Genomic DNA, 15,692 nt, shown 5'->3' on the forward strand with positions numbered 1-15,692 from the left:
ACGATGCCATGCTACGTCATCTTCCGCCGAACAGCTTCATCAGTTTATCAAGCAGATCAAGCTGTTGTGGTGGTTGCTTCATGGCTTCCGCCTCCCGCTCCAGCAGCGCCCGCTGCTCCTGCTGGCGGTCGCTCAGCACCCGGTAGAGGGGCTCGACCAGCGCCTCGCGCTGCATCACCAACTCCTGAAACATTGCCTGATTGATGCGATAGGTTTCGACGGTGGCCACCGCCCGTACCGTGAAGGAGCTGGGCTCGCCGGTGAGCAGACTCAGTTCGCCAAAGAAGTCTCCCGCGTTGAGCGTACCAAGCTTAAGCTCTCGCCCTTCGACATTGACCACCATCTCGGCTTCCCCTTTGACCAGCACGAACAGCCAGCTGGAGACATCTCCCTGCTCCAGCATGATGTCGCCGCTGACGAAGGGGGCGAACTTCACCTGATCGGCCAGCTGAAGCAGCTCGTTCTCCTGCAACATGGCAAACAGCGGCAGCTTGCGCAGGGTATCGGTTCGTTCGGCGGTGTGGCGCTTGTGGCGGGCATCCAGATGCTGCTTCTCCTTGGCCATAAAGACGTTGAAGATCGGCGGGGTGAGGCGGCGATCGTTGCGGCGCAGGGCGGCATCGATAAGGCTGCGCACCATGGAGTCGGTCGGATCGTCGCGAGCCAGGTCAGTGAGCCAGTAGCGCACCGCATAGCGGGCAATCCCTCCTTCGACGTTCATCAGCAGGCAGTCCGGTTGCGGATGCTTGGCGACACAGGGGAGCTTGGTCTCCCGCAGGGATTTCTCGATCAGCGCGATGATCTGGGTCGGCAGGGTATCCAGGGTCAGATCGAACCAGACCCAGCGCCGCCACTGCAAGGGTTCGCCACGGCGGCGCCCGAGCACGGTGAATCGCTGTTTGAGCAGGTGGCTGTTGGGGATGACGACTGTCTCCCAGTTGCGGGTCTCGATGGTGGTGGCACGCCAGTTGATCTCCACCACTCGGCCCTGGGTGGTATCCACTTGCAGCCAGTCACCGATGGCGATGGAGTTGTCGAGCTGAATGGAGACCCCGGCCAGCAGGTTGCCCAGGGTGTCCTGCATGGCGAAGGCGATGACCGCGGTGATGACCGCCGAGGTGGTGACTATCTCCCCGAGCGCCATGCCGGAGGCGTAGAGGCGAAACAGACCCCAGCCGATATAGCCGATGGTGATGACGATATCGGCGATGATCCGCGGGATCCGCACATGGCAGAGGGGGAGCAGAAATTCGAACAGCAGGATCCCCCATATCTTGACCAGTATCAGGCCAGCCAGCAGGGTGGAGATCTCGATCAGCAATTGATGGGGCAGCGGCAGTTTGAACCAGCCCCCTTCCAGCTGGATCAGCAGGATCACCACCGCACTAATCATCACGAAACTGAGCTCGGAGAGCAGCTCCCGTCGCTGTCCCGGACGGCGCCAGAAGTGGATCAGCATCAGGGAGAGGGTGAGCAGGGTCCAGAACGGGTGTTCGCCAATCCAGATCAGCGTCGGTAGCGCGGTGAGGTTTTCGCCAGCCATAGCAGCACCTTATTGTGGTTTTATTTCCAGCATAGCTGCTACGGCGCGGGGAAATGGTGCGTTGGGGCGGCAATTTATTTATCCTGTGCAGAACCGGGCAAAGGAGTGCGATTGAGTGAAATTTTCAAAGAAAATCATCTGTTTGATGGCCCTGTTGCCATTGGCTGGCTGCGACCTGCTGGCCGAGAAGTATCGGGTCGAATTCCGGGATGGCTCCTGGCGTGAAATAGCCATTACCCCCTTCTCCAGCGAGGCACGCTGGCGCGAGGGGTGTGCCACCGGCGAGGTGCTGAGCGACATGAAGGTGCCCATCAAGCGGGGTGACACGGTCAATGGCCGCGAGCAGTTGCTGATTGGCGGCGAGAAGTTCGAGCTGGATGACAACAACCTCTACCGCAGCAACGGTATGGTGTTTGGCCATTCGCCTGACCATATCCAGCGCGGGCTCAAGGGGATGGATATCTGCCGCACCTTGCGCCCCGAGCGGGGCGGACTGCCCAAGCTCAAGGCGCGTGGGTTTGGCGACTGAATCGATGAGGGATTAACTAGCCGCCATCAATGCACAACGCTGGCGGCAGGCATCGCCAAAGGCTTGAAAGATCTTGATGGAGTGGGGGTTTTCATTGGCTTTCCACTCCGGATGCCACTGCACTGCCAGCAAAAAGGGTGACAGTGCGGGAGCATGAAGTGCCTCGATCAGCCCATCTTCGGCGTGGGCCAACGGCTCCAGACCCTTCCCCAACCGGTTAATGCCCTGTCCATGCAGGGAGTTGACCGGAATCTGTTCTTCCCCCATCAGTTCGGCAAACCAGCTGCCGGGCAGCAGTTTTATCTGATGGCTCGGCCCATACTGCTCGTCGACCGGATCGTCGGCATCCTCCCGGTGATCGTCATAACCCGGCTCGTTATAGACCTTCTGATGGATGTCTCCCCCCAGCGCCACGTTGATCTCCTGCATTCCGCGGCAGATCCCGAGGATCGGCAAACCACGGGCGAGCGCTCCCTTGATGAGGGGCAGGTCGAACAAATCGCGATCCCTGTCTTGCTGTTTTTCCGGCGTGAGGTTCTCCTGGCCGTAGAGGGCCGGATCGATATTGGAACCTGCACCACTCAGATAGACCCCATCGGCGAGATCCAGATACTGCTCCAGATCGGTGGTGCCGCAGCAGGTGGGCACCAGCAGCGGGACGCAGCCGCTTATCTCCACCAGCGGCATGATGTATTTGTGGGTCATCACCTGATAGGGGTGGCCGTTGCGGGGCTGGGCGCCCATGGTCATCAGCACGACAGGTTTACGGGTGGCGGGAGGCTGGGGATTTGGCATAGGGCACCTTGATTATCCTTGGCGTTGAAGTCTCATCCTGCGCCTTGGGCAGGCCCTTGCAAACCGGCAGGGCAAGGGCATGCCTCAAGGCATGGTCATGGGATCCCGCGTCGGGCCGGGTGACAGAATCGTTGGTCAGCCTGGGCAGCGACAGCCTGGATCCTCTCTTCAGTCTGCCAAGGCCGTTCAATATGTCAAACAAAATGATACCAAATTGTTAACGCGTCTGTTTTGGTCTGCTCTGAAGCGGCGATTTAACGGGGCTGTTGAGATGGGCCGTTATGGCTGGGGTAACAAAATGGTGGATATATTAAACGCGCAGGGCTGGCGGGGGATGTGGAGAGGAAAAGGCATCAATAGAAGCACGCCTCCCCGAGGGGAGGCGTGTTTCGGGGATCACAGCAGGTCTTCGATCTCGCCGCGCAGATACTGGTACATCTCGCGGTAGGCGACCGGCGGCTTGTTCAGCTCCCGCTCCTTGTTGGCGGAGCGGATCAGCTGGCGCAGCTTCTGGCGATCCAGCTCGTGGAACTGGGACATCAGCTCGTTGAGGGCGCTGTCACCTTCGGTGATCAGGCGCTCGCGCCACTGCTCCAGGCGATGCAGGCGCGCATTCACGGTGGAGTGACGGTTCTTGATGATAGAGAGCGCTTCGGCAATCGGCTCGATATCGCGGCTGCGCATCAGGCGGCCGATGAACTGCAGATGGCGACGGAAGGACTCATCCTTCTTCGGCTTGAGTTTGCGACCCAGCTCGACAGCTTCTGCAAGCTCTTCATCCAACGGGATTTTTTCCAGCTCGCTGTGGCTGAGGGAGACGATCTCTTCCCCCATTTTCTGCAATGCTTCGGCATCGCGCTTGAGCTGGCTCTTGCTGGGGCCCCAGTCTTCGAACTCGTTGTCGTCTTGATATTGACTCATCGGTCTCTTGATTCCTGTCATTCACGTTTGGCGGATATGTTACCAGCTTCTCCCGCTGGGCGCAGGGGTCTGATATGCTTACCCCCTTTCCTTCTTTCATACAGATGTGAGTTATGGATCAGCAAGACCAAATCCGCCAGGATCAAGCCCATCTCGAGGCCGTGGTTGCCGAAGCCCTGGAGATAGCCAAAGGACTGGGCGCCTCGCTGGCCGAAGTCTCCATCAGCAAGCAGACCGGGTTGTCGGTGAACACCCGGGGTTGTGAACTGGAAAGCATTGAATTCAATAAGGATGGCGCCCTCGGCATCGCCGTCTATCGCGATGGTTGCAAGGGATCTTCCTCGACCACCGATCTGAGCAAACCCGCCATTCGTGCCGCCGTTGAAGCGGCCATCGAGATTGCTCGCCACACCTCGGCCGATGATTGCGCCGGTCTGGCGGACGCCGAGCTGCTGGCCTGGGATGCCCCCGATCTGCAACTGTGCCACCAAATCGAACTGGATCCCCAGCGCGGCATCGAACTGGCCATCGAGTGCGAGCGGCTGGCGCTTGGTCGCGATGCCCGTATCAAGCACTCCGACGGCGCCGGTTTCTCCAGCCATCTCGGCATCAAGGTCTATGGCAACAGCCACGGCTTCGTCAAAGGTTATGCGGCATCGCGCAACTCTCTGAGCTGCGTGCTGATCGGCGAGCAGGATGGCGACATGCAGCGTGATTACGGCTACTCCTCCAGCCGTACCCTCGACGGGCTCTGGAGCACGCAGCGCATTGCCGACGAAGCCGTTGAGCGTACTGTCTCCCGCCTCGGCGCCCGCAAGATCTCTACCCGTCATGCACCTGTGCTGTTCCACCCAGACACTGCCTCTGGCCTGTGGGGCCACTTGGTGATGGCCATCAGCGGCGGCAACCTCTATCGCAAGTCGAGCTTCCTGCTCGACAAATTGGGCAAGCAGATCCTGCCCGAGTGGCTCACCATTCAGGAGTTCCCCCACCTGCTGGGCGGGCTCGCCAGTACCCCGTTCGATGGGGAAGGGGTGCGTACCCGCGACATGGATATCATCCGAAATGGCGAGCTGATGAGCTGGCTGCTTACCTCCTACTCCGCTCGCAAGCTGGGGCTGACTACTACGGGTCACGCCGGTGGCATCCACAACTGGCAGGTCTCCAATACCGGCCAGGATTTTCAGGGCATGCTCAAAGAGATGGGCACCGGTCTGCTGGTGACCGAGTTGATGGGGCAGGGGGTCAATATCGTCAATGGTGACTACTCCCGCGGCGCTGCCGGTTTCTGGGTCGAGAATGGCGAGATAGCCTATCCGGTCGAGGAGATTACCATCGCCGGCAATCTGGCCGAGATGTTCAGCCATATCGTGGCGGTAGGTCGTGACGAGGATGAGCGCTCCAGTCTCAAGACCGGCTCGGTGCTGGTAGAGAATATGAAGCTGGCGGGTCACTGATCCCGGTTTCAACAGAACCGAAACCATGAAAAAGGCCCCCTCGCCAACGCGAGGGGGCCTTTTTATCGGCCAGTGATCAGGGGGCTATCAGCCCTTGATGCGCTCGATGCGGCCACCCAGACCCTGCAGCTTCTGTTCGATGTCTTCGTAGCCACGGTCGATGTGATAGATACGGTCGACGATGGTGGAGCCTTCGGCCACGAAGCCGGCCAGTACCAGACTGGCGGAGGCGCGCAGATCGGTCGCCATTACCTGGGCACCCTTGAGTTGCTCGGTGTCACGGCAGATGGCTACGTTGCCCTGCAGTTCGATGTCTGCACCCATCCGTACCAGTTCGGGAACGTGCATGAAGCGGTTCTCGAAGATGGTCTCGGTGACCATGCCGGTGCCTTTGGCGACGGCGTTCAGCACGGTGAACTGTGCCTGCATGTCGGTCGGGAAGGCCGGGTAGGGGGCAGTCTTGATGGTGACCGGTTTGAGGGTGCGGCCAGTCATGTCGAGGGTGATCCAGTCTTCACCCTTCTCAATCAGGGCGCCAGCCTCTTCCAGCTTGACCAGTACCGCTTCCAGCAGGGTCGGGTCTGTCTTGCGGCAGGTGATCTTGCCGCCGGTGACCGCTGCACCCACCAGGAAGGTACCGGTTTCGATGCGGTCAGGCTGCACGCTGTAGTTGCCGCCGTGCAGACGCTCGACACCGTCGATGGTCAGGGTATCGGTGCCCGCGCCCTGGATCTTGGCGCCCAGAGTATTGAGGAAGTTGGCCAGATCGACCACTTCCGGCTCGCGCGCGGCGTTTTCGATCACGGTGCGGCCATCAGCCAGGGTCGCGGCCATCATCAGGTTTTCGGTACCGGTCACGGAGACCATATCCATCAGGATGTGGGCGCCTTTCAGGCGGCCATCGACACGGGCCTTGATGTAACCATCTTCGATGGTGATCTTGGCGCCCATCAGCTCCAGGCCGTGGACGTGCAGGTTGACCGGACGGGCACCGATGGCGCAGCCGCCGGGCAGGGAGACGTCAGCCGCGCCGAAACGGGCAGCCAGCGGGCCCAGCGCCAGAATGGAGGCGCGCATGGTCTTCACCAGCTCGTAGGGGGCGACGTGGTTGTTCACCGCACCGGTCAGCACTGTGACGTTGCCGTTGACCTTGGTGGTCGCGCCCAGCATCTCCAGCAGCTTGATGGTGGTGCCCACATCTTTCAGGCGCGGCACGTTGGAGAGGTGAACCTCTTCATCACAGAGCAGGGTTGCGAACAGGATCGGCAGGGCGGCGTTTTTGGCGCCGGAGATGGTCACTTCGCCGTTGAGAGTACAACGACCATCGATTTTGAATTTGTCCATTTTTACTTCGTTACCAAATCAGGAGGGCAATAGGAATTTACGTTCGCGTTTCCACTCGGCGTCGGTGAACGCCTTGATGGAGAGGGCGTGAATGGCGTTGCTGGCGATCTTGTCCATCAGCGGGGCATAGATAGCCTGCTGCTTCTTGACCCGGCTCATGCCGTCAAACATGTCACCGACGGCGATCACTTGGTAGTGACTACCGTCCCCTTTGACATGGACTTCGGACAATGGCAGAGCCTCAAGGAGTATCGCTTCAATTTCAGAGACTTGCATTATGCGTCCTCAGTTGTGAGCGGGGTTGACTGAAACAGCCCGGCCACCCCGTAGAGGTTGGCCAGGGTATAGAAATCACTGGAGGCGCCCACCAGTTGCGGTGTGGCGCCTCGTGCTAATACGGCTTTGGCCCATTTGACCAGCAGGGCCAGTCCGGCGGAGTCGAGAGTGGTGACGCCGCCGAGCTCGAGCTGGTCGTCCTGCCACCATTCGGCGCGGCGTTGCCACAGGTCATTGACCTGTGGCGCCTGCAGCTCACCGCTGAGGGTCATGGTTTGAGTACCAGCGGCTTGGCGTTGTGTTCGCGCAACTGGGCGATCACCGCATCGATGCCGTTCTGGCGGATCAAACCGCCCAGCTCGCTCTGTTTGGCCGAGAGCAGGCTGATCCCCTCTGCCACCATGTCGAAGGCTTTCCACTCGCCGGTCTTGTTGTTCTTGCGCAGCTTGAACTCGAGGAAGATGTCCGGCTTGCCAGCCTCTTTCACGCTGACGTTGACGGCGGTGATGTTGCCGCTGGGAGCTTTGCCCGGCTCGACCTTGACGGTCTGTTTGTCAAAATGGGCCAGCGCATCGGCGTAGGAGCTCACCATGTACTCGGTGAACACCTCGACGAAGGCATTGCGCTGCGCTTCGGTGGTCTCTTTAATCTGGTTGCCAAGCACCTTGTAGGCGGCGAAGCGGTTGTCCACATAGGGCAGCAGCTCTTCGCGGATGATCACCCGCAGGTGATCTGGATTGCTTTTCACCTGGGCCTGATCGGCTTTCAGGCGGGCAAAGGTCTGCTTGGCAGCCTGATCCACCAGCGCGTTGGGGTCGGTGGCATCGACGGCGGCTTGGGCAGACAGGGAAAAGAGCATGCTGGTCATCAGACCCAGCAGCAGGGCGATTTTCTTGAACATGATTACTCCTTCTTGCTGTCTGATTTGCTGTCGGAGGATTGGCTGTAGAGGAACTTGCCAATCAGATCTTCCAGCACGATGGCGGATTTGGTGTCTTCAATCAGGTCGCCATCCTTGAGCATCTCGGTGCCCATCTCCTCATCGCTGAAGCCGGGGGCCAGACCGATGTATTGCTCGCCGAGCAGGCCGGAGGTGAGGATGGAGAGGGAACTGGTATCGGCGAACTCGCCAGCGCTCTTTTGCATCATCAGGGTCACTTCGGGCACCTGGGTTTTCGGGTCCAGTACGATGTCGCTGACCCGACCGACCACCACGCCGCCGACCTTGACCGGCGAACGGACTTTCAGGCCGCCGATATTATCGAAATGCGCGCGCAGGGTATAGGTTTCTCCTTCCGGTTTGAAGCTCAAACCGGCCACTTGCAGGGCCAGTGCCAGAATGGCACCGATGCCAGCCAGCATGAAGGTGCCGACCAGGAATTCTACTTTGCTGAACTTCATCTTTACCTTATCCAAACATGACTGCAGTGAGTATAAAATCCAGGCCGAGCACGGCGAGGGATGAGTGGACTACCGTTCGGGTCGTGGCCTGACTGATCCCGGCCGAGGTCGGCTTGGCGTCATAGCCGTTAAAGAGCGCAATCCAGGTGACCACCAGGGCGAAAATCAGGCTCTTGATGGCACCCTGCATGATGTCTTCATGCCAGTCGACAGAGGCCTGCATGGCAGACCAGAAGCCCCCTTCGTCCACGCCGAGCCAGTCCACACCGACCAGCTTGCCGCCGAAGATGCCGATCAGGCTGAACATAAAGGCCAGCAGCGGCATGCTGATGACGCCAGCCCAGAAGCGGGGAGCAACCACCCGGCGTAGCGGGTCGACCGCCATCATCTCGAGGCTTGAAAGCTGCTCTGTGGCCTTCATCAGGCCGATTTCAGCGGTCAGGGCCGAACCGGCACGGCCGGCAAACAGCAGCGCCGTGACCACAGGGCCCAGCTCCCGCAGCAGGGAGAGGGAAACCAGCTTCCCCAGACTCTGCTCGGCGCCGAAATCCTTCAATACGTTGTAACCCTGCAGCGAGAGCACCATGCCGATGAACAGGCCTGAGACCAGAATGATGGCAACCGACTGTACGCCCACCACATACAACTGTTGGACAAGCAGCGGGAAGTGCTTGCGCGGTTCGGGTTTGCCCGCCAGCGCATGGAACAACATGATGGTGGCGCGACCGACGGAGCTGATAAACTGCACCCCGACCCGCCCCAGTTTGCTTATTTGACTTATCAACATCAGAGATCCTGTAGCAGATCGCCTGCCGGAAAATGAAACGGAACAGGACCATCGGGCAATCCTTTGAGGAACTGCTCGACTTCGGGATTGTGCTCCTCGCGCAGCTGATCCGGCGTGCCGTGTGCCACCACCTTGCGATTGGCAATGATGTAGGCGTAATCGGCGATGCTCAGAACCTCTTTCACATCGTGGGTGACGATGACTGAGGTGATACCGAGGGCATCGTTCAGCTCCTTGATCAGCTTGACCAGCACCGCCATGGTGATGGGGTCCTGCCCGACGAAGGGCTCGTCATACATGATGAGGTCGGGGTCAAGGGCGATGGCCCGAGCCAGCGCTGCCCGGCGCGCCATGCCGCCGGAGAGCTCGGAGGGCATCAGTTTCGCCGCGCCGCGCAACCCCACCGCCTGCAGTTTCATCATGACGATGGTGTGGATCAGCTCCTCCGGCAGGCCGGAGTGCTCCCGCAGCGGGAAGGCCACGTTGTCGTAGACCGTCATGCCGGTAAACAGGGCGCCGCTCTGGAACAGCATGCTCATCCGTTTGCGCACTTCATAGAGGCGCGAACGGGAGAGGGTGGGGATATCTTCCCCGTCAAACAGAATGTGACCGGACTCCGGCTTGAGCTGGCCACCGATCAGCCGCAGCAGGGTGGTTTTACCGATGCCGCTCGGGCCCATGACGGCGGTGACCTTGCCACGAGGAATGGTCAGGTTGATCCCGTCATACAACAGCCGATCTCCGTGACTGAAAGTCAGATCGGAGATGGTGATCAGGTCATTGTTCAAACAATTGTCCATCCGGTGTAAATGAGGTGCGAATTTTATGGGGTAGTCTAGGTCTAAGCAACAGCAAGGAACAACTATTGAACAGGCTGCAAGCCCATTTGCACGACAGTTTTCTGTAACAAAGTGCGTCATTGAGAGCGGGATTTGCCATCCGATTCGCTTATCCGGGCAGACTTTTTTATAATCCCGCAGCTAATTTCGGCCCGGAGCTGTGTCTTTATGTCTGTAAAGCCTGAGAAAGTGTCTGAACTGTTCGATTTTCGTCGCAGTGCCCGCGCGGTGCTGGACACAGAAAAGCAAGCCATTGATGGACTCTATCAGTATCTGAACGACGCCTTCGACAAGGCGTGCGAAATGGTGCTGCGCTGTGGTGGCAAGATAGTGGTCACCGGCATGGGCAAATCGGGCCATATCGGCAGCAAGATCGCCGCCACCCTCGCCAGCACCGGCACACCGGCCTTCTTCCTTCACCCGGGAGAAGCGAGTCACGGCGATCTGGGGATGATCTCCAGCGGCGACCTTATCATCGCCATCTCCAACTCCGGCGAGAGCGACGAAATCCTGGCCCTGCTGCCGGTACTCAAGCGCCGCGGCATTCCGCTCATCTGCATGACCGGCAATCCCGCCTCCACCATGGCCAAAGAGGCCAACGTGCACCTGTGCATCAAGGTGGAGAAAGAGGCCTGCCCGCTGGGTCTGGCACCCACTTCCAGCACCACGGCAACCTTAGTCATGGGCGATGCCCTGGCGGTCGCCCTGCTGGAAGCGCGCGGTTTTACCGCCGATGACTTCGCCCTCTCTCACCCGGGCGGTTCCCTTGGCAAGCGTCTGTTGCTGCGGGTCGGCGACCTGATGCACAGCGGTGAGCTGTTGCCCCGGGTGGGGATAGATGCCACCATCAGCCAGGCGCTGCTGGAAGTGAGCCGCAAGGGGCTCGGTATGACGGCGGTGGTCGATGGCAATGGCCTGCTGGCCGGGCTCTTTACCGATGGCGACCTGCGCCGCATTCTTGACCAGCAGATCGATATCCATCACACCCCCATCAGCCGTGTGATGACGGCCAACTGTGTTACCGTAGGCCCAGAGATGATGGCTGCAGAAGCCGTCAAGCTGATGGAAACGAGAAAAATCAACGGATTACTGGTGGTGGATGGTGACAAGCGCCCGCTCGGCGCCTTCAACATGCACGACCTGCTGAAAGCCGGAGTAATTTGATGCAAAACGTACCGACCCTCTATGGTCCGGTGACGCGCAGCCAGTTTGAGAAGGCGGCGCAAATCCGCCTGCTGGTGTGCGATGTGGACGGGGTGCTCTCCAACGGCCTCATCTACATGGGAAACAACGGCGAAGAGCTGAAAACCTTCTGTACCCGCGATGGCGCGGGCATGCGAGCGCTGCTCAATGCCGGGATCGAGATTGCCATCATCACAGGGCGCAACTCCCGTATCGTCAGCGATCGGATGAAAAGCCTGGGGGTGGCTCATGTGGTGCAGGGGGCTGATAAAAAGCTGCCTCACTTCGAAGCGCTGCTGGCCAAGCTGGGGCTGACTGCTGAACAGGCCGCCTATATGGGCGATGACACCATCGATCTGCCGGTGATGGCCGCCTGCGGCCTAGGTATCGCGGTGGCCGATGCCCATCCGCTGGTGCTGAGTCGTGCCGATATGGTGACCCGGCTTGGCGGTGGCATGGGCGCGGTGCGTGAGGTGTGTGACCTCATTTTGCAGGCGCAGGGCCATGACGATTATCAGCCCGAGGCCTCGGTATGAGCAGACAGACCCTGTTGTTTGCCCTGCTGTTTCTGGTTGCACTGGTTGCCTGGCAGCTGGGCAAGGTTGAGCTGGTGCCGGAGAGCGCTGTCAAAATCGAAAACTATCAGCCGGATTTTGTCGCCAAAGATCTGGTGACCACCCGTTTTGATATCAACGGCAAGCGCACCGAGCGGCTGGAGTCGACCTACGCCGAGTATTATCAAATCCTCGAGCAGGCCACCTTCGACAAGCCGGTGGTCTACATGTATGACGATCAGGGTGCCGCCGAGTGGAAGGTGACTGCCGAAACCGGCGTGCTCAACACCGGCGACAACGTCATCCTGCGGGATAAGGTGCATCTGGATGGTCTGCTGCCCACCTCCTTTATCTCCACACTGGATACCCCCTATCTGGAGCTGGATCTGGTGACACAGGATGTGCGCAGCAACCGGGAAGTGAACATTCTGGGTCGGGATTTCCAGACCCAAGGGGTTGGCCTCAAGGGCCATCTGGACCGCAAATATTTTGAGTTACTGGATCAAGGCCATGCCATCTATTTCAATGAAAAACGCTAATCTGGCCCTCGCAGCCCTATTGTTGTGTGGTGCGGTGACCGCCAAAGAGTCCGACTTTGCCGAGAAGGTCTACGTCGATGCCGTCAAACAGGTGGCCGAGATGCAGGACAACCGCATCACCTTCGAAGAGGATGTGACCATCAATCAGGGCACCATCCGGATCAAGGCTGACAAGGTGGTAGTGACCCGCTCCGGCGAGAAAGGGGCCGAGGTGATGACTGCCTACGGCAAGCCCGCCACCTTCTTCCAGATCCTGGATAACGGCAAGCCGGTCAATGCCCACGGTAACACTATCCGCTACGAGCTGAAGAACCGGCTGGTGACCATCACCGGCAACGGTCAGCTCAAGCAGGAAGATAGCCAGGTCAATGGCGATCTGATCCGCTACGACATCGTCAAACAGAAGATGATTGCCGAGAGCAAGAGCCCGAGCCAGCGGGTCAAAACCGTGTTCCTGCCGGATCAGGTAGAGAATTTCGACAAGCCCGCCGACCAGAAGAAGCAGGGAAAATAAGCCATGGCAGTGTTAAAAGCAGTGGGCCTGCAGAAGAGCTACAAGCGCCGCATGGTGGTGAGTGACGTCAGCCTTGAAGTGGGCACTGGCCAGATTGTCGGCCTGCTCGGCCCCAACGGGGCGGGCAAGACCACCTCCTTCTACATGATCGTGGGGCTGGTGCAGCGCGATGCCGGTCTCATCACCATCGACGATCAGGACATCAGCCTGCAGCCCATGCATGTGCGGGCGCGCAATGGCATCGGTTACCTGCCGCAGGAGGCCTCCATCTTCCGTCGCCTGTCGGTGTTCGACAACCTGATGGGCGTGATGCAGACCCGCAAGGGGTTGAGTCGCGAGGAGCGTGAGGACAAAGTTCAGCAACTGCTGGAAGAGTTCAATATCACCCACATTCGCGACAACCTGGGTCAGAGCCTCTCCGGCGGTGAGCGCCGTCGGGTCGAGATTGCCCGTGCGCTGGCGGCCGAGCCGCGTTTTATTCTGCTGGATGAACCCTTTGCAGGGGTTGACCCGATTTCTGTGATAGACATCAAGAAGATCATTCAGCATCTGAAAGATAGAGGCCTTGGTGTCTTGATTACCGACCACAACGTCAGAGAGACTCTGGACGTATGTGAGAAGGCCTATATCGTCAGCCACGGCAAGATGATTGCCGAAGGTGCACCGGCTGACATCCTTGCCGATGAGCAGGTCAAGCGCGTCTATTTGGGCGATCAATTCAGTCTATAGTAAGGGGGCATGCCTTCATTTCCTTTGACGAGTGCCTCGCTGAACATAAGGATATCCCGACGTAGATGAAGCCGACATTACAGTTGCGTCTCGGTCAGTCCCTGACCATGACGCCGCAATTACAACAAGCGATTCGTCTGCTCCAGCTCTCCACTCTGGAACTTCAGCAGGAAATTCAGCAAGCGCTCGAAAACAACCCTCTGCTGGAGCAGGAAGAGAGCGAGGCGCAAGAGACCAGTCCGGAAGCGCCGGTCGATGCCAGCCAGCTGGATTCCAGCGATGCCATGGCCCAGGAGCAGATGCCGGACGAGTTGCCGGTGGATACCACCTGGGACGAGGTTTACTCTGCCGGCACCGCCCAGAGCGCGGGCCCCATCCATGATGGGGAAGATAGCGTCTATCAGGGGGAAACCACCGAAAACCTGCAGGATTATCTGCTGTGGCAGATGCGGCTCACACCGTTCAGCGATGTGGATGCCGCCATCGCGCTCGCCATCATCGATGCCATCGACGAATCCGGTTATCTGACCGTTGAGCTGGAGGATATCCAGGCTGCCGTCACCAGCGATGATGTAGAGGTGGAGCTCGATGAGGTCGAAGCGGTACTCAAGCGGGTGCAGCACTTCGATCCGGTCGGCATTGCTGCCCGTTCTGTGCAGGAGTGTTTGCTGATCCAGCTGGATCAGTATGACCCGCAGACCCCTTGGCTCAACGAGGCAAAAGAGGTGATCCTCGAGCACATGGAGCTGCTCGGCAACCGGGATTACCGCACCCTCGCCCGCAAGACAAAACTCAAAGAGAGCGACCTCAAGGAGGTGCTGGATCTGATCCAGCTGCTGGAGCCGCGCCCCGGCAATGGCATCATCCAGAGCGACTCCCAGTACGTGATCCCCGACGTCTCAGTGGTCAAGAAGGGTAGCAAGTGGGTGGTCGAGCTCAATCCCGACTCCGCCCCCCGCATTCGGGTCAACGAGACCTACGCCGCCATGGCCCGCAACGCCCGCAGCAGCACCGACACCCAGTTTATTCGCTCCCATTTGCAGGAAGCCAAGTGGTTCATCAAGAGCTTGGAAAGTCGCAATGACACCCTGCTGAAAGTGGCCAGTTGCATTGTCGAGCAGCAACAGGGCTTTTTCGAGTATGGTGAAGAGGCGATGAAGCCGATGGTGCTCAATGACATCGCCGAAGCGGTAGAGATGCATGAGTCGACCATCTCCCGGGTGACGACCCAGAAGTACATGCATACCCCCCGTGGTATCTTCGAATTGAAGTTTTTTTTCTCCAGCCATGTGAACACCGAAGGAGGAGGAGAGTGCTCATCGACCGCAATTCGCGCGCTCATCAAGAAGCTGGTCACGGCAGAGAATCCTGCCAAGCCGTTAAGTGATAGCAAGATCGCGGATTTGCTGGCCGAACAGGGTATTATGGTGGCGAGACGCACGATCGCTAAGTATCGCGAATCCTTGTTTATCCCACCTTCCAATCAGCGCAAACGCCTGGTTTAGGCAAACAAAAGGATGATGTTATGCAAATTAACCTGACCGGACACCATGTCGAGATCACCGAAGCTCTGCGTGATTATGTGAATAACAAATTTGCCAAACTCGAGCGTCACTTCGACCACATCAACAATGTTCATGTGGTGCTTAGCGTGGAAAAACTGAACCAGATAGCGGAAGCCAAATTGCACGTCAGCGGTGGCGAAGTGTTTGCCAACTCTGAACATGCCGATATGTATGCTGCGATAGACACCTTGCTCGACAAGCTGGACAGGCAGATCATCAAGCACAAAGATAAGTTAAATAAAAAATAACCATGCAACTTGAACACATACTGAGTCGGGACTGCACCAAGAGTGCAGTCCCTTGTACCAGCAAGAAACGCGCCCTCGAAATCATCAGCGAGCTGGCCGCCGAACGCCTTGGCACCTCCCGCCAGGCGCTGTTCGAATGCTTGCTGGCCCGCGAAAAAATGGGTAGTACCGGGATCGGTGCCGGTATTGCGATCCCCCACGGTCGCATTGACGATGAGTTCCCGCCAACCGCGATCCTGATGACCTTTGCCGACCCTATTCCTTTCGACTCCATCGACAATCAACCGGTTGACCTGCTGTTTGCCTTGCTGGTGCCGGAAAGCGAGTGCAAGCAGCATCTCAAGACCCTTTCTCTGATGGCTTCCAAGCTGGGTGACAAGGCGGTTTGCCGCCAGTTGCGTCAGGCAACCAGCGACGAAGAGCTCTATCAGATCATGACCTCGGCCTGACAGCAGGCCAAGGATGAGAC

The 15,692-nt window shown here is 58.8% G+C and carries 20 protein-coding genes; 10 read left to right on the forward strand and 10 right to left on the reverse strand.

All coding sequences use genetic code 11. The features are described from left to right. Positions 1 to 16 precede the first annotated feature (16 nt). Positions 17 to 1,543, reverse strand: a complete 1,527-nt coding sequence (locus I6L41_RS18160) for a cyclic nucleotide-binding domain-containing protein (protein ID WP_005356684.1) — start codon at positions 1,541 to 1,543, stop codon at positions 17 to 19. 145 nt (positions 1,544 to 1,688) lie between these two features. Here I6L41_RS18160 and I6L41_RS18165 point away from each other — a divergent pair, with 145 nt between their 5' ends. After that, complete coding sequence (locus I6L41_RS18165) at positions 1,689 to 2,072, forward strand: hypothetical protein (RefSeq protein ID WP_040069030.1); 384 nt, start codon at positions 1,689 to 1,691, stop codon at positions 2,070 to 2,072. 12 nt (positions 2,073 to 2,084) lie between these two features. Here I6L41_RS18165 and I6L41_RS18170 read toward each other — a convergent pair whose 3' ends face one another. After that, entirely contained in the window at positions 2,085 to 2,867 is a 783-nt protein-coding gene (locus I6L41_RS18170; protein ID WP_216960486.1) for a gamma-glutamyl-gamma-aminobutyrate hydrolase family protein, read from the reverse strand. A 396-nt stretch (positions 2,868 to 3,263) separates the two neighbouring features. Beyond that, entirely contained in the window at positions 3,264 to 3,788 is a 525-nt protein-coding gene (gene yjgA, locus I6L41_RS18175; protein WP_005336359.1) for a ribosome biogenesis factor YjgA, read from the reverse strand. Between the two features lie 113 nt (positions 3,789 to 3,901). On the opposite strand from yjgA, the gene pmbA reads away from it, so the two are divergent. Then, positions 3,902 to 5,245 carry a metalloprotease PmbA gene (gene pmbA / locus I6L41_RS18180; RefSeq protein WP_216950033.1) on the forward strand — a complete coding sequence of 448 codons (1,344 nt, stop codon included), beginning with the start codon at positions 3,902 to 3,904 and terminating at the stop codon, positions 5,243 to 5,245. Positions 5,246 to 5,332: 87 nt separating this feature from the next. On the opposite strand, the gene murA is transcribed toward pmbA, so the two are convergent. Genes murA through mlaF form a run of 7 tightly spaced genes read right to left on the reverse strand, consistent with a single transcriptional unit; the run spans position 5,333 to position 9,853 of the window. Beyond that, positions 5,333 to 6,589 carry a UDP-N-acetylglucosamine 1-carboxyvinyltransferase gene (gene murA / locus I6L41_RS18185; protein ID WP_005336355.1) on the reverse strand — a complete coding sequence of 419 codons (1,257 nt, stop codon included), beginning with the start codon at positions 6,587 to 6,589 and terminating at the stop codon, positions 5,333 to 5,335. Positions 6,590 to 6,607: 18 nt separating this feature from the next. Next, positions 6,608 to 6,865 carry a BolA family iron metabolism protein IbaG gene (gene ibaG, locus I6L41_RS18190; RefSeq protein ID WP_005306001.1) on the reverse strand — a complete coding sequence of 86 codons (258 nt, stop codon included), beginning with the start codon at positions 6,863 to 6,865 and terminating at the stop codon, positions 6,608 to 6,610. Beyond that, entirely contained in the window at positions 6,865 to 7,137 is a 273-nt protein-coding gene (locus tag I6L41_RS18195) for a lipid asymmetry maintenance protein MlaB (protein ID WP_005336352.1), read from the reverse strand. The genes ibaG and I6L41_RS18195 overlap by 1 nt, the downstream gene beginning before the upstream one ends. After that, on the reverse strand, positions 7,134 to 7,766 hold the full coding sequence (locus I6L41_RS18200; RefSeq protein ID WP_005336350.1) for a phospholipid-binding protein MlaC: 633 nt from the start codon (positions 7,764 to 7,766) through the stop codon (positions 7,134 to 7,136). The genes I6L41_RS18195 and I6L41_RS18200 overlap by 4 nt, the downstream gene beginning before the upstream one ends. Positions 7,767 to 7,768: 2 nt before the next feature. Further along, positions 7,769 to 8,266 carry an outer membrane lipid asymmetry maintenance protein MlaD gene (gene mlaD / locus I6L41_RS18205; protein WP_005336348.1) on the reverse strand — a complete coding sequence of 166 codons (498 nt, stop codon included), beginning with the start codon at positions 8,264 to 8,266 and terminating at the stop codon, positions 7,769 to 7,771. A 7-nt stretch (positions 8,267 to 8,273) separates the two neighbouring features. Next, entirely contained in the window at positions 8,274 to 9,053 is a 780-nt protein-coding gene (mlaE, locus tag I6L41_RS18210) for a lipid asymmetry maintenance ABC transporter permease subunit MlaE (protein WP_216960491.1), read from the reverse strand. Further along, on the reverse strand, positions 9,053 to 9,853 hold the full coding sequence (gene mlaF, locus I6L41_RS18215; RefSeq protein WP_005336343.1) for a phospholipid ABC transporter ATP-binding protein MlaF: 801 nt from the start codon (positions 9,851 to 9,853) through the stop codon (positions 9,053 to 9,055). Before mlaF ends, mlaE begins: the two co-directional genes overlap by 1 nt. Positions 9,854 to 10,060: 207 nt before the next feature. On the opposite strand from mlaF, the gene I6L41_RS18220 reads away from it, so the two are divergent. The 8 genes from I6L41_RS18220 to ptsN all read left to right on the forward strand — a co-directional run bounded on the left by I6L41_RS18220 (position 10,061) and on the right by ptsN (position 15,672). Beyond that, complete coding sequence (locus tag I6L41_RS18220; protein WP_005356672.1) at positions 10,061 to 11,056, forward strand: KpsF/GutQ family sugar-phosphate isomerase; 996 nt, start codon at positions 10,061 to 10,063, stop codon at positions 11,054 to 11,056. Continuing rightward, positions 11,056 to 11,610 (forward strand): 3-deoxy-manno-octulosonate-8-phosphatase KdsC, encoded by a 555-nt coding sequence (kdsC, locus tag I6L41_RS18225; RefSeq protein WP_101530526.1) that lies wholly within the window; start codon positions 11,056 to 11,058, stop codon positions 11,608 to 11,610. The genes I6L41_RS18220 and kdsC overlap by 1 nt, the downstream gene beginning before the upstream one ends. Further along, a complete protein-coding gene (lptC, locus tag I6L41_RS18230) occupies positions 11,607 to 12,167 on the forward strand; it encodes an LPS export ABC transporter periplasmic protein LptC (protein ID WP_005336338.1) in 561 nt (186 codons plus the stop codon). Before kdsC ends, lptC begins: the two co-directional genes overlap by 4 nt. After that, positions 12,154 to 12,681 carry a lipopolysaccharide transport periplasmic protein LptA gene (gene lptA, locus I6L41_RS18235; protein ID WP_040068817.1) on the forward strand — a complete coding sequence of 176 codons (528 nt, stop codon included), beginning with the start codon at positions 12,154 to 12,156 and terminating at the stop codon, positions 12,679 to 12,681. Before lptC ends, lptA begins: the two co-directional genes overlap by 14 nt. 3 nt (positions 12,682 to 12,684) lie before the next feature. Continuing rightward, positions 12,685 to 13,410: an LPS export ABC transporter ATP-binding protein gene (lptB, locus tag I6L41_RS18240; protein WP_005336333.1), complete on the forward strand. Its 726-nt coding sequence runs from the start codon at positions 12,685 to 12,687 to the stop codon at positions 13,408 to 13,410. A gap of 65 nt (positions 13,411 to 13,475) precedes the next feature. After that, positions 13,476 to 14,915, forward strand: coding sequence for an RNA polymerase factor sigma-54 (locus tag I6L41_RS18245; protein ID WP_005356667.1), 1,440 nt, complete (start codon positions 13,476 to 13,478; stop codon positions 14,913 to 14,915). A gap of 20 nt (positions 14,916 to 14,935) precedes the next feature. Next, on the forward strand, positions 14,936 to 15,223 hold the full coding sequence (gene hpf / locus I6L41_RS18250; protein WP_005336323.1) for a ribosome hibernation promoting factor: 288 nt from the start codon (positions 14,936 to 14,938) through the stop codon (positions 15,221 to 15,223). Positions 15,224 to 15,225: 2 nt separating this feature from the next. Continuing rightward, positions 15,226 to 15,672 (forward strand): PTS IIA-like nitrogen regulatory protein PtsN, encoded by a 447-nt coding sequence (gene ptsN / locus I6L41_RS18255; protein WP_005336322.1) that lies wholly within the window; start codon positions 15,226 to 15,228, stop codon positions 15,670 to 15,672. Positions 15,673 to 15,692: the final 20 nt, after the last annotated feature.

Origin of the sequence: Aeromonas sp. FDAARGOS 1411, assembly GCF_019047125.1 — a bacterium.
GTDB classification, from domain to species: domain Bacteria; phylum Pseudomonadota; class Gammaproteobacteria; order Enterobacterales; family Aeromonadaceae; genus Aeromonas; species Aeromonas veronii.